The organism is Alishewanella sp. HL-SH05 (genome assembly GCF_052655985.1).
On record NZ_CP199753.1, the window covers coordinates 1,483,687 to 1,496,084 of the forward strand.

10 protein-coding genes are annotated in these 12,398 nt (G+C 45.4%); 9 read left to right on the top strand and 1 reads right to left on the bottom strand.

Features of this window, described 5'->3' with window-relative positions; all coding sequences use genetic code 11:
* The first annotated feature begins 128 nt into the window (after nt 1-128).
* The 5 genes from ACUJFL_RS06840 (at nt 129) to ACUJFL_RS06860 (ending at nt 6,854) form a co-directional block, all read left to right on the top strand.
* Complete coding sequence (locus ACUJFL_RS06840; protein ID WP_226750772.1) at nt 129-1,283, top strand: porin; 1,155 nt, start codon at nt 129-131, stop codon at nt 1,281-1,283.
* 9 nt (nt 1,284-1,292) lie between these two features.
* Complete coding sequence (locus ACUJFL_RS06845) at nt 1,293-1,688, top strand: phosphate ABC transporter substrate-binding protein (RefSeq protein ID WP_226750773.1); 396 nt, start codon at nt 1,293-1,295, stop codon at nt 1,686-1,688.
* A 43-nt stretch (nt 1,689-1,731) separates the two neighbouring features.
* A complete protein-coding gene (locus ACUJFL_RS06850; RefSeq protein WP_445426484.1) occupies nt 1,732-3,342 on the top strand; it encodes a methyl-accepting chemotaxis protein in 1,611 nt (536 codons plus the stop codon).
* 525 nt (nt 3,343-3,867) lie between these two features.
* Nucleotides 3,868-5,913 carry an amidohydrolase family protein gene (locus ACUJFL_RS06855; protein WP_445426485.1) on the top strand — a complete coding sequence of 682 codons (2,046 nt, stop codon included), beginning with the start codon at nt 3,868-3,870 and terminating at the stop codon, nt 5,911-5,913.
* A gap of 320 nt (nt 5,914-6,233) precedes the next feature.
* Nucleotides 6,234-6,854, top strand: a complete 621-nt coding sequence (locus ACUJFL_RS06860; protein WP_445426486.1) for an SOUL family heme-binding protein — start codon at nt 6,234-6,236, stop codon at nt 6,852-6,854.
* Between the two features lie 268 nt (nt 6,855-7,122).
* Here the strand turns inward: ACUJFL_RS06860 and ACUJFL_RS06865 are convergent, their stop codons facing one another.
* Nucleotides 7,123-7,929 carry a thioredoxin family protein gene (locus ACUJFL_RS06865; protein WP_445428811.1) on the bottom strand — a complete coding sequence of 269 codons (807 nt, stop codon included), beginning with the start codon at nt 7,927-7,929 and terminating at the stop codon, nt 7,123-7,125.
* A 188-nt stretch (nt 7,930-8,117) separates the two neighbouring features.
* Between ACUJFL_RS06865 and ACUJFL_RS06870 the strand changes: the two genes are divergently transcribed.
* The 4 genes from ACUJFL_RS06870 to ACUJFL_RS06885 all read left to right on the top strand — a co-directional run bounded on the left by ACUJFL_RS06870 (nt 8,118) and on the right by ACUJFL_RS06885 (nt 12,253).
* A complete protein-coding gene (locus ACUJFL_RS06870) occupies nt 8,118-8,735 on the top strand; it encodes a hydrolase TatD (RefSeq protein ID WP_226750778.1) in 618 nt (205 codons plus the stop codon).
* 128 nt (nt 8,736-8,863) lie between these two features.
* Nucleotides 8,864-9,340, top strand: a complete 477-nt coding sequence (locus tag ACUJFL_RS06875; RefSeq protein ID WP_226750779.1) for a LabA-like NYN domain-containing protein — start codon at nt 8,864-8,866, stop codon at nt 9,338-9,340.
* Nucleotides 9,341-9,455: 115 nt separating this feature from the next.
* Nucleotides 9,456-10,796 carry a M16 family metallopeptidase gene (locus ACUJFL_RS06880; RefSeq protein WP_445428812.1) on the top strand — a complete coding sequence of 447 codons (1,341 nt, stop codon included), beginning with the start codon at nt 9,456-9,458 and terminating at the stop codon, nt 10,794-10,796.
* A complete protein-coding gene (locus tag ACUJFL_RS06885; protein ID WP_445428813.1) occupies nt 10,793-12,253 on the top strand; it encodes a M16 family metallopeptidase in 1,461 nt (486 codons plus the stop codon). The genes ACUJFL_RS06880 and ACUJFL_RS06885 overlap by 4 nt, the downstream gene beginning before the upstream one ends.
* The last annotated feature ends 145 nt before the right edge of the window (nt 12,254-12,398 follow it).

Genomic DNA, 12,398 nt, shown 5'->3' on the forward strand with positions numbered 1-12,398 from the left:
CGATTGCAGTAACGACAGTAACGACAGTAACGACAGTAACGACAGTAACGACAGTAACGACAGTAACGACAGTAACGACAGTAACGACAGTAGCGGCTTTATAATCAGTTAGCTCTAAAGAGGGACATATGAAAAAAACAGCTTTATCTTTAGCATTATTAGGGTGTTTAAGTGCCCCCGCAGCATTTGCCGATGTAGCTATTAACGGTTTCGCATCCATTAAAGGTGGTATGACAACGGAAAGCGATCAGCAGCTTTATGGCTATGATAATAACTTTGATTTAAAAAATGAGAGTTTATTTGCACTGCAGGTTAAATCAGATTTAGGTGAAAAATTGTCTGTAACTGGGCAATTAATTGGCCGTGGCAGTAAAGACTTTGATGTCGGATTTGAGTGGGCTTTTATTACTTACGAATTATCTGAGAATATGCGGATAAATGCGGGTAGATTAAGAACGCCATTTTACAAGTATTCTGATTTTAAAGATGTGGCTTATGCTTATGACTGGTTGCGCGTTCCTCAAGGTGTTTATGGTCTTGGTTTTGATAACATTGAAGGTGTTTCTTTTTATCGAACAGCCCAAATTGGCGGTTTAGATTCTACTTTACAGGCCGTCGCCGGTTCTTACGACGGAGAGACAACGGTTAGTGGTTTTGAAGTAGATGCTGAAATCAAAAATATCCTTGGTTTAACTTGGGAGCTTTCAAACGGCAACTTAAGCGGCCGTGTTGCTTATTTAAGAGGTAAAGTGACTATTGATGCAGAGTCTGCGTCACTCTCGCCAACGCTTACCATTGGTGGCTTGCTTAATACCTTGAATGGTCTTGGTTTAAATACTTTAGTCAGTGACATTGACATTCAAGACGAGACGGGTTCTTTTTTAGGTTTAGGTTTAACTTACGACAATGGCGACTGGGTTTTAGTCAGTGAAATCACTCAAGTGACAGTAGATAATAGTTTTATTGCTGAACAAAACAATTTTTATGTTTCATTGGGTAAACGTTTTAACAACCTAACTCCTTATATATCTTATGAGGTTGAAGATAACGAAAGCCGCGATAATATTTTCACACCGTTCCAAGCTGTGTTACCCGCACAGTTGTTTGTACCGGTGCAAGGTATTGTGCGTTCACAAGAGCGAAGTGCAAAAACATGGAACCTTGGTGCTCGTTATGATTTTCACCCATCTGCTGCGTTTAAAGTGCAATATTCTTCTGAAAAGAACGATTCCACTGGTGACCGTATTGGTTTAATTGCCCTTGGCGTTGATTTAGTATTTTAAGGAGTTGTTATGTTAAACAAAATGCTATTAGGCACGTTGGTTGCTTTCTCTTTTTCTGCAGCAGCAAATATTGCCGTTATCGTAAATCCTGCAAACAATACGAGTGTTGATGCGGAGGAAGTTGTTCGAATTTATACAGGGCGCTCGAATGCATTTGTTGCCGTTAATTTAGCCGAGTCTTCAGCGCTTCGTTCAGATTTTGATGAAAAGGGCGTTGGCCGCTCATCCTCTCAATTAAAAGCGCATTGGTCAAAACTGGTATTTACAGGAAAAGGTACGCCTCCAGCTGAGCTTGCTAGTGAAGCAGAAGTAATAGAATTTGTTGCTGCTAATCCAAAGGCTATTGGTTACATCAACGCTGATAAAGCCACAGCAGCTGTAAAAATTGTTCATACTATTAAATAAAATCAAAATCCGGCGGTTATACCGCCGGCTTTGAGGTCGCCTTATGAGAAATTTATCAATAATTGTCAAAATATGGCTAGTGATTGCATTAGCCGTTGTTGCATTCTCTGCTGTAGTGACAGTGAGTATATTGTTTACCCTTAAAAATAATGATGCGACCCAGAAGATGCAAGATTTTATGTATGAAACTGCTAAGCTATCTTCGCAAGTACGTACCAATTTTGTATCGTTAGATGAGTTTTTTACCCAGTCTGTAACGCTATCTGATCCCGATTTACTTGCTACAGCTAAACAGAATCAATTAAGAATTTCCGAAACACTTGTTCGACTAAAAACATTAAATCCTGAGTGGGCTGACTCATTGCAGCAGCTTTCTCAAGAAACCAACAATTATGCTAACTTATCCTCTGATATCGCCCAGCGGTTTATTGACGGCGATGTAGATTTTGATGTAATCAAAAAACAAGTTGAGACCAAAACAAGCTTGTATGAGTCATTGTCTGCTGATTTTCTTAAGTTCGAGCAACAAGCTGATCAGCGTTTTGCTAAGGCCATTTCTGATGTATCTGACAACTCAGAACGTTCATTAAAAGTCATTTTATTACTGGGTGGAGTCTTACTTTTATTAACAGCAGGATTAGGTCACATTATTGCCAACAGAATTAGCCAATCTGCAAAAACCCTAGGCTCGTCTCTAGCCGAATTAGCCAGTGGTAAAGGAAATTTAGCAAGCCGTTTGCCGGTAAATAGTGATGATGAGCTGGGTAAAGTTGCTATTGAGTTCAATTCCTTTATTAGTATGTTACAAGACTCTTTTAATGAGCTTGCACATGCGGTAGACCCATTAACAAAAAGCTCTCGTAATCTTGCTTCTGGTATGAAAGATCTTCAATTAATGACAAATGAGCAAAGCTTGGATTCAGAAACGGTCAGTCAAAGCATGGCAGAAATGCAAATGTCTGTTAGAGATATTAGTCAATCAGCTAACGACGCGGCTATTTCTGCTGAAAAGGCTAGCCAATTAGCGAAGCACGGCTTTGATAAAACGACCCATGCGGTAGATTTTTCTGAGGGGCTTTCTACCGAGATTTCACAAGCGCAGGCCGTGATTACTGAATTAGCTGAAAAAACTAAGAACGTGACGCAAATTCTCAGTAGCATTAACGCTATTGCTGACCAAACAAACCTACTCGCATTAAACGCTGCCATTGAAGCGGCCCGAGCGGGCGATCATGGCCGTGGTTTTTCTGTTGTAGCAGACGAAGTGCGTAATTTATCTACTAAAACAGCTCAGTCGGTTATTCAGGTGCAAAATGTAGTGGGTGAGTTAACACAGAATGTTAGTCAAGCCGTTAGCATTATGCAGCAGGCAGTAAAAAACGCAGCGCATTCTGCTACTTTAGCAGCAGATGCAGGTGTTTCCATAGAGCAGATAAGTGGTGAAGTTCAACAAATTAGTTTGCTTAATGCGCAGATTGCTACCGCTACCGAAGAGCAAACCATGGTGGCCGAACAAATTGTGAGCAATACGAATAAAATGATTACCTCTTTTGTTAACTCCAAAACAGTGCAAAGTGATGTGAATGGTATTGCCAGTGAGCTTAAGGCGTTATCTGAGTCATTGGCTCGGATCAGCTCAAAATTTGAAACCTAAACTTGATTTTCAGAGATTATTTCCCTAATGAACGCTAAGAAAATTTTGAGGGTTAATTAAAGTGTAAAATGCTAAGAGAACATTCATGGCAGTTGCTGTATTGAGGTTAAGTTAAACACCTCAAAATGCGAATGCTTGCCATGAATGTTCAAACTTTGCATGTTGATTTCTTCCGGTGAATCATCTTTAAAACGGCGCTTAAAACGCTAATCTCTTTTTATAAAAATTCACAAATAATATCCATAAATACCCGCCGTTCTTAAAAGCAGGGCTGTTGTTATGGTACAAACACATTTCTACCAACTGTCTTTTAATGAAGTGCACTAGCCGCGCAGCCATTGGTGTTTTGCGTAGTGCAGGATAGACTCATTTTAAGCGGCTGGGTTAGCGGAAGCACCGCCACCACCAAGGTGGGCTTACAGCACAGCGTTTAACTACACCTAACAACTTGTTTGCCAGTTGCATTACTTATCCAAGATGAGTTGCAGCCCATAAGTCTTTTAAAAGCCTCAAAGGAGAGCTGAAATGCGATTATTGTTATGTGGTGTCATGTTGGGCATGCTGTTTGGCTGCTCCAAACCGGCGCCAACCTCGACTAGCGAAACACCCAGCGAAGAACATTTTACGGTGATGTTAAATGGCAACCGTGTTGGGCATTTGCATGTTATGACTGCCGGTAGTCAGATCAGTATTGATTATGATTATAAAAGCAATGGTCGCGGCCCTGCCTCAAAAGAGATCCTCAGTTTAGATGCGCAGGGGTTACCCACGGCATGGCAAATTAATGGTAATACCACCTTTGGTAATAGTATCAGCGAGCAGATGCAGCGCTCTGCCGAGCAAGTTAGTTGGCAAGATGCCACCGGTGCTGATCAAAAAACGGTGCCGGGTATGGCCTTGTATGTGCCACAAAATAGCAGCCCATATAGTGCCTATATTATGGCCAAGGCGTTATTAGATACCCCAGCCAAAATGTTACCGGCGTTACCTGCAGGGCAATTATCAATAGAAAAGCTGGAAAGCCTGGTTGTTGATAATAACGGCAGCGAATTAACAGTAAGCACTTATGCCTTATCGGGTGCAGATTTAGATCCCGATTATTTAGTGCTCGATGAGCAACTGCGCTTTTTTGCCTTTATTAACCCGCGTTTTATTGTGATCCGTGAAGGTTTTGAAGCAGAAGAAGCACAGCTGCGCCAACGTTCTGCCAACTATTCTACTCAACGCTTTGAAGCCATTCAGGCAGAATTTGCCCATCGTTACGATGGCGTCGTGCGTATTCGTAATGTGCGGGTATTTCAACCGGAGCAACTGGCCTTATCTGAGCCGGTATCGGTATTGGTTAAAGATGGTCGCATTGAGCGCATTGCCCCGTTAGAGGAAGCCACACAACCGGGTGAAACCGAAATTACCGGTAATGGTGGCAGCTTGTTACCGGGTCTATATGATATGCATGGCCATGTTGGCGATGATGATGGCTTGATGAATGTATTAGCGGGTGTAACGTCCATTCGTGACATGGGTAACTCGTTAGAGGTACTGGGTGAGTTAATCGGTAAAATTGATGCGGGTATTTTGGCTGGGCCGCGCATTTCCCGCTATGGCATGATTGAAGGTAAAAGCCCCACCAACAATAACAACGGTATTTTAGTTGAAACCGAAGCACAGGCTTTAGCCGCAGTGCAAACCTATGCCGATAACGGTTTTCCAGGTATCAAAATTTATAACAGTATGAAAGGTGAGTGGGTACCGGCAATGGCCGAACTTGCCAAAGCGCGCGGTATGCGTGTGTCAGGTCATGTACCCGCGTTTTCTAATGCCAATGCCATGATCAAAGCCGGTTATCATGAGCTAACGCATATCAACCAAGTGATGCTCGGTTGGGTGTTGCAGCCAGATGAAGATACGCGCACCTTGCTGCGCTTAACGGCCTTAGACCGCTTACCCGCGCTGGATTTAAACAGTGAACCGGTACAGTATACCTTGCAACTAATGCGTGATAATAACGTTGCGATGGAGCCCACGTTAGCTATTCATGAGCGTTTGTTGTTATCGCGCAACGGTGAAACACAGCGTGCGGTATTAGATTATATTGATAACATGCCACCGGGTGTGCAGCGTAGTGCCAAGGTGTCGATGGTACAGGTGACAAGCCCGGAACAAGATGCGGCTTATCGCGGTGCTTACGAGCAAATTGTTAAAACATTAACCATGATGCGCGAAAAAGGCATCTTTATTGTGCCCGGTACTGATTTAGGCGGTGCTTTTACGCTGCACCGTGAATTGGAACTGTATCAACAGCTTGGCTTTAGCCCAGCTGAACTGCTGAAATTAGCCAGTTACGATATGGCCAAATATATGGGGCATACTGAGCTTGGCAGTATTGAAGCGGGCAAATTAGCCGACTTCTTCTTAGTGCCGAATGATCCCACCGTCGATTTTAAAGCGGTGAAAACAATCAGCTTGGTATCTCGCGGCGGCGTGTTTTATTATCCAAGTGAAGTTTATCCCAAATTAGGTATCAAACCGTTTACGGATAAACCGGCTGTGCGCACCGTAATGGTAGAATAAGCCTTAGCTTAAAAAATTGCAGTAGGGTGCGGTGTTAGCCCTACTGCATTTATCTAACTATCTGCTGCAGTAGGGCGTTGCAGCAGCGCCTGCTGCAATCATCACACTGTTTAGACTGCCTGTTATCCTTCAGTAAAAGTATTGTTTCATCAAGCGTTGTTATGCCGATGCCATGATACTGAGTAACCCCTCTGGTATTTAATAAATAAAACCGCCGTGAGATTGATCGTATTGTGGCTTAAGCGCGTTGATAGCCCTAACAACCGCATGCAGCGTTTACGTTTCCCAGTTAATGCGTATTCAACCTAAGGATATTTAACTTGACATTATTAAGAACAACTCTGTTATTACTGTTGTCGCTTTTCGCGGCTAAAGCGTTGGCTATCGAAGAGGCAAAATATGCGGTTGAAGTGTCTGAGCGCGATTTTGAGCTGCGTTTGTACGAGCCGCATATCGTGGCAGAAACCGCCGTTGCGGCCGAGTTTGATGAGGCGGGTAATGCGGCTTTTCAGCGTTTGTTTAAATACATTTCGGGTAATAATGCCGCTCGGCAAGACATTGCGATGACGACACCGGTTGGTCAAGCCGCAGAAGGGCAAAAAATTGATATGACCACACCGGTCGGCCAGCAACAGCAAGCCGGGCGTTGGTTAGTCAGTTTTATGATGCCAGCTGAATTTACGCTTGATACCATTCCAGAGCCGCGTGATCCTTTAGTCAAAATTCGGCAAGTGCCAGCACAACGCATGGCCGCTATCACTTATTCTGGTTTTTGGAGTGAGAAAGGGTATTTGCGCCACAAAGAAAAACTGATGCAGTGGATCAACGACAAGGGATACCAAGTAGCGGGTGAGCCGTCTTGGGCTCGTTACAACCCTCCATTAATGCCTTGGTTTATGCGACGCAATGAAGTGTTAGTGCCAGTGATTGTTGCGCAATAGCGCGGCACAACGTGATTGCAAAAAACACAATGTAGGCTGTAATCCAAATCAGTTAAGCATGACCTGTTTGCTCTAAATCAACCGTTGAAGGCCATGGATGGCCGAACAAATTCGTAGGGAACGAATTTGAACAGCTCTGCTGGCCCGAAAGGGTGAACTTCAAGGATGAAGTTTATAATCGAGCCTCAGGGATGATTCATGGCGTGTTGATGTGAGCAAACCGCGTCATGCTGAACACTAACTGATCAGCATTAGTGTACGCTTTTTATTAATTTGTCTTCTCTTTGTCCGCGTCGGCCGGTTTTAGAAAACTAAATTCGTTATAGCTTGGTATCTTTAAAGGCGAGTGCGCATCAAGCATCGCCGCTTGCTGTAGCGCTTGCACATCGGCAATAATACTGCCACGAAAACGTTTTACTTCATCCCATACGGCCATAAACTCAGTGCGATCGGCCTGCGGATCGGTCTCATAGGCCGCTAACAACGGGCTCAAGTGCTGATAACCCATGGCTAAAGTGGCGGCTTGCTGCTCTTCAAAATCACGAATGTGCTGCTGTGCGGCTTCAGTTAGCGCAGGTTGCTGTGTTGCGGCAAATTGTTGTTTAAAGTGGGTGGTTAAAAAATACTGCTGGTAGGCCCCTTCATCAAAAGAGGCCGCATTGGTCCACTGCATTAAATCGGGTTTATTCAACAGCTGGCGATTACTGGGGTCAATAATCATCACCGTCGGCGTGCCATAATAAAGGGGCAGCTGATAGCGCGTGGTGGTCGCTTGACCATATTGTAAATAAGCGACATCAACCAACACTATTTCAAACCGTTCGGCTAAGGCGGCAGCTAAGGTCGGCTCGGCAAAGCGTTCCAGTAACGCCACACTGTCATGACACCAGCTTGCGCCCAACGCAACGAGTAATAATTTGTTTTCAGCTAAGGCTTTTTGCTCCAATACTGGAAGCGTTGGCAAGATCTGTTGCTCTGGCTGATAGCTCAAAGCATTATCATAAGAACTTGCAGCCTGTGCGGGTAATAGCACTAAGCTAAAGAGTATTAAGGCTAGGTGTGTTAATGCGCTCACAGATCACTCCAATTGACGATAACGTTACGGGTTTGGACACCCAAAAATTGTGTTTGGCTTGCTAGCTTGTAGCACGATACCCTACCTTTTGTCATGTAGGCTTTAATGCGCTATTCAGCATGACCTTGCGATGGTGGCGGCATTTTGTCATGCTGTTTGCTTCTATTTAGCTGTATGCAGGAGACACTATGAGTGCCAGCCCTTTTCGATATTTTGATGATCAGCGTTTAACCTTGCAATGTGGCAGCGAACTTCCAGCAGCACAGTCGTTATTAATATTTGGCGAAAACCGCACCTTATTAACGCAACTGACTGCTGCGCCAACGGCTGAGCAACTGCTTGATGCTGCAGAGCAGGCTTATGTTGCCGGTTATGAGCAGCAAGCCTCTACCGAGTTTGAGCTGCAGGGTATGGCAATAGCGGGTATTGGTGATCCGTTATTACAGCTCGATTTATTAAAACAGGTGATACCGGATTTTAAACGGCAACGCCATGGCGTACCGATCACGCTGGTGAGCTATGGTTTGGTCGCGGCAGACAAGGCTGTAGCGCTTTGTCAGCAATTAGTCGATCTTGAAGTTGAGCGCATCGAGATTTTTTTACCTGCCACCAATCCGCCCGCTTATCAGCAGCTTGTCCAGCCAAAACAGCATGGCTTTAGTGAGGTTTGCCAGTTTATTCACACCGCCAGTGACGCGGGATTGTATGTCAGTTGTTTTGCCTATGAACCGGTAAAACAGCAAAGTGCCTTACGTGCTTTAGCAAAAGAGTTAGGAGCACGGGACTTTGTTGTGAAACCGGGCTGAACAGGCGTCAGCACTCCGGCGGTTGTCTGCCTCAGTGATATCGGCATTAGCCGCAGCGTGCCATTAAAAAGCTTGCGCCACGCTACATTGCCAGTTAGCGTGGCTTTTTCTCTTTAACGAGTATTTCAATGAGCAGTGTGACCATTCTGGTCGATGTGCAAAACATCTACTACACCAGCCGAGAAGCCTATCAGCGTAACTTTGATTACAACGCCTTCTGGCGCCTGGCTACGGCTAATCGCACCGTAGTCAAAGCGATTGCCTATGCCATTGAACGTGGCGATGAAAAGCAGCGACAATTTCAAAATATTCTGCGGGCTATCGGTTTTGAAGTGAAATTAAAGCCTTTTATACAACGCGCCGATGGCAGTGCAAAGGGCGATTGGGATGTGGGTATTACGCTAGATGCGATTGAATACGGTGCCAGTAGTGACACACTGATCTTACTGTCGGGCGATGGCGATTTTGCACTGTTAGCACAGCGGCTCATTGACAAATATCACACCGAAGTCGAAGTGTATGGCGTGCCAAGCCTCACCGCGCAAGCCTTAGTGAATGCAGCGAGCCGTTTTATCCCGATCAGCGACGATTTGTTATTAAAATAATCAGTAATGTAAACCATAAGCGCGGTGTTAAGGCTGAGCCTTGCTTTACAACCTATGCCAGCAGATATATCGTGTTGCACTCATTTACCGCACAGGTAATCGTTAAGGAGCCGTTATGACATTTTTTTCCACCGCCAGACGCTGGGCGTGTTGGCTGGGGCTGGCGAGCATTACCGCTTTGCCAGCACTGGCGAATACCGCTGGGCAAGTTCAGCAATTTACCCTTGAAAACGGAATGCAAATTTTAGTGTTAGAAGATCACTCGATCCCGAATGCTAATATGTATTTATTTTGGAAAGTCGGCTCACGCAACGAAGCGCCCGGTATTACCGGCATTTCACATTTTTTTGAGCACATGATGTTTAACGGTTCAAAAAAATACGGCCCGAAAATGTTTGACCAGGTGATGGAAGCGGCAGGTGGTGCGAATAACGCCTACACCACGGAAAACTTAACCGTGTATACCAATTGGTTTCCGAACACCGCACTGGAAACGATCTTTGATTTAGAAGCGGATCGCATTGCCGATTTAGATATTGATCCAGACATGGTAGCCAGTGAAACCGGCGTGGTGATCTCCGAGCGCAGCACCGGCCTGGAAAACTCCAATTACCGCACCTTAAGCGAAGCATTAAAAGGCGTGGCCTTTCAAGCACATCCTTATAGTTGGTCGGTGATCGGGCATGAGTCAGATATTCAATCCTGGGACATCAAGGATCTAGAGCAGTATCATAAAACTTATTATGCACCGAACAACGCGGTAGTGGTGATTGCCGGTGCCGTGACCCTTGCGGAAGTAAAACGCTTAGCCGAGCAATATTTTGCGCCGATCCCCGCGCAACCTTCACCGCGCGCGGTAAAAACCGTTGAGCCAGAGCAAACGGGTGAGCGCAGGGTGTTTGTGACTAAAGCCTCCGCCACCTCAGCCAATATTATGCTGGGCTATCATGTACCTGCGACCTCCGATGCCGATTACTATGCATTAGAGCTACTTAGCACCATTCTCAGCAGCGGCAATAGCTCGCGTTTGCATCAAGCCCTCGTTGAGCAACAACTTGCCACCAACGTGTTCACCAATGTGCCGTTATCGTTTGATCCCAATTTATTTTATATCTATGCCGTGGCTCGCCCCGGGGTTGCGGCAAGCACCTTAGAACAAGCGTTATTGCAGGCGCTAAGCGCGTTGGCCCAAAACGGCGTAACCGCGAATGAGCTAGAAAAGGCTAAAAATATTCAGCTGATGAATTTTTATCGCGAGATGCAAACCATTAATGGTAAAGCCGATAACATTGGTACTTACCAATTGTATTTTGGTGATTACCGCAAGTTATATCAAACAGCCGAGCTGTTTAATCAAGTGAGTGCCGCCGATATTCAACGGGTGGCCGCACGCTATTTAACTCGGGCAAACCGCACCGTTGGCATTTTGGCCGCTAACGAGGAGACCGATCAATGAAACACTTCATCAAAAATAAGCTAGCGGTATGTCTTGTGCTGGCTACGAGTCTGGCGCTCAGTGGTTGCAGCCTGACTGCTCCCGCAGTAACTGCCCCTGCGTCAAATGCTAGCGATAACGCACCGTCGGTATCGGCATTTAAGTTACCGGATTATCAGCAAGTGGTGCTGCCCAATGGCTTAACGCTGTATTTAATGCCGCAACATGAAGTGCCCTTATTAAGCGTGCAGGCGGTCATTAGCGCCGGTGCCATTCTGGATCAGCGCGGTGGCGAAGCCTTTTTAACCGCACAAAGCCTGTTGTTAGGTGCTGGCGATAAAAACAAGCAACAGCTAGAGCAAGCCACTGATTTTATTGGTGCCAGTTTAAATAGCGTGGCCGGTAAAGAAGCCAGCTACCTCAGCATGGACTTTATGCAAAAAGATACCGACAGCATGCTGGATATTTTAGCGGCGGTGCTAAGGCAACCGACGTTTGATGCGGCAGAATTTAGCAAATTACATGCACGGTTAGTGGCACAACAGCAACAAGCCAAAGAAAGCCCGCGTAATGTGATTGGCAGTTATTTTGATGCTCTGCTGTATGGCAACCATCCTTATGCCAAAGCCAGAAGTGGCAGCGAGCGATCCCTGGCTTCTCTGGATTTAAGAGCGGTTACGGAGTTTTATCAGCGTTATTATCAACCCGATAATATTGCCATTGTGGTCACCGGTGATTTTCAAGTGAGCGACTTAACGGCGCAACTAACAGCGCGTTTTGCTGACTGGCAAGGGCAAAGTGCAGTAAAACCCGCATTAGCTGAGGTCAGTAAGCCCAGCCAAGCGCGGGTGTTGTTAGTGGATAAAGCCGATGCAACAGAGACCACATTAATGTTCGGTGGTGTCGGGGTCAGTCAAAACAACCCTGATTTTGTTGGCTTAGAAGTGATCAATACCATTTTAGGTGGCCGTTTTACCTCATGGTTAAATGATGAGCTGCGCGTTAACAGCGGCCTGACCTATGGCGCGCGTTCAGGTTTTAGTGCGTTAAGTCGCGGTGGTGCTTTTCAGATCAGTACCTTTACTCGTAGCGAAACCAGCCAACAAACCATTGAATTAGCCCTGAAAACCTACAGTAAACTGTGGCAGCAGGGCATCGACCAAGCAACCTTAGACTCGGCTAAAGCTTATGTGAAAGGCCAGTTTCCACCCGATTATGAAACGAATAGCCAGTTAGCGAATTTACTCGGTAGCATGCATTTGTATCAGCTAGATAAAGGCTACATTAACGACTTTGAGCAAAAAGTGGATAGCCTGACCTTAGCGGATACACAGCGGTTGATTCAGCAATATTTCCCACAGCAACAGTTGCAGTTTGTGTTAGTGGGTAAAGCAGATGAGCTAGCCTCATTTGCGCAAACGCTGGGCGAAGTGACTCGGGTATCAATTCAAGCGGATGGCTTTGCCGCCAGTCGTTAATTAATCATCCTTTCTTGTTGGGCTAATCTTTTTGGCTTAACTTACTAAAAAATCGCTGGTCAGCTTAAGCTATCAGCGATTTTTTTATGTCTGCTAAGATCCTCAAACTGTTCACCTCAGCTAAATCGCTGCATCACGGCCATTT

Excerpts from the sequence above, each read along its gene's own strand:
- ACUJFL_RS06840 (WP_226750772.1), top strand. The coding sequence starts at position 129 with ATGAAAAAAACAGCTTTATCTTTAGCATTATTAGGGTGTTTAAGTGCC.
- ACUJFL_RS06885 (WP_445428813.1), top strand. The coding sequence starts at position 10,793 with ATGAAACACTTCATCAAAAATAAGCTAGCGGTATGTCTTGTGCTGGCT.
- ACUJFL_RS06870 (WP_226750778.1), top strand. The coding sequence starts at position 8,118 with ATGAGTGCCAGCCCTTTTCGATATTTTGATGATCAGCGTTTAACCTTG.
- ACUJFL_RS06850 (WP_445426484.1), top strand. The coding sequence starts at position 1,732 with ATGAGAAATTTATCAATAATTGTCAAAATATGGCTAGTGATTGCATTA.
- ACUJFL_RS06845 (WP_226750773.1), top strand. The coding sequence starts at position 1,293 with ATGTTAAACAAAATGCTATTAGGCACGTTGGTTGCTTTCTCTTTTTCT.
- ACUJFL_RS06855 (WP_445426485.1), top strand. The coding sequence starts at position 3,868 with ATGCGATTATTGTTATGTGGTGTCATGTTGGGCATGCTGTTTGGCTGC.
- ACUJFL_RS06880 (WP_445428812.1), top strand. The coding sequence starts at position 9,456 with ATGACATTTTTTTCCACCGCCAGACGCTGGGCGTGTTGGCTGGGGCTG.
- ACUJFL_RS06875 (WP_226750779.1), top strand. The coding sequence starts at position 8,864 with ATGAGCAGTGTGACCATTCTGGTCGATGTGCAAAACATCTACTACACC.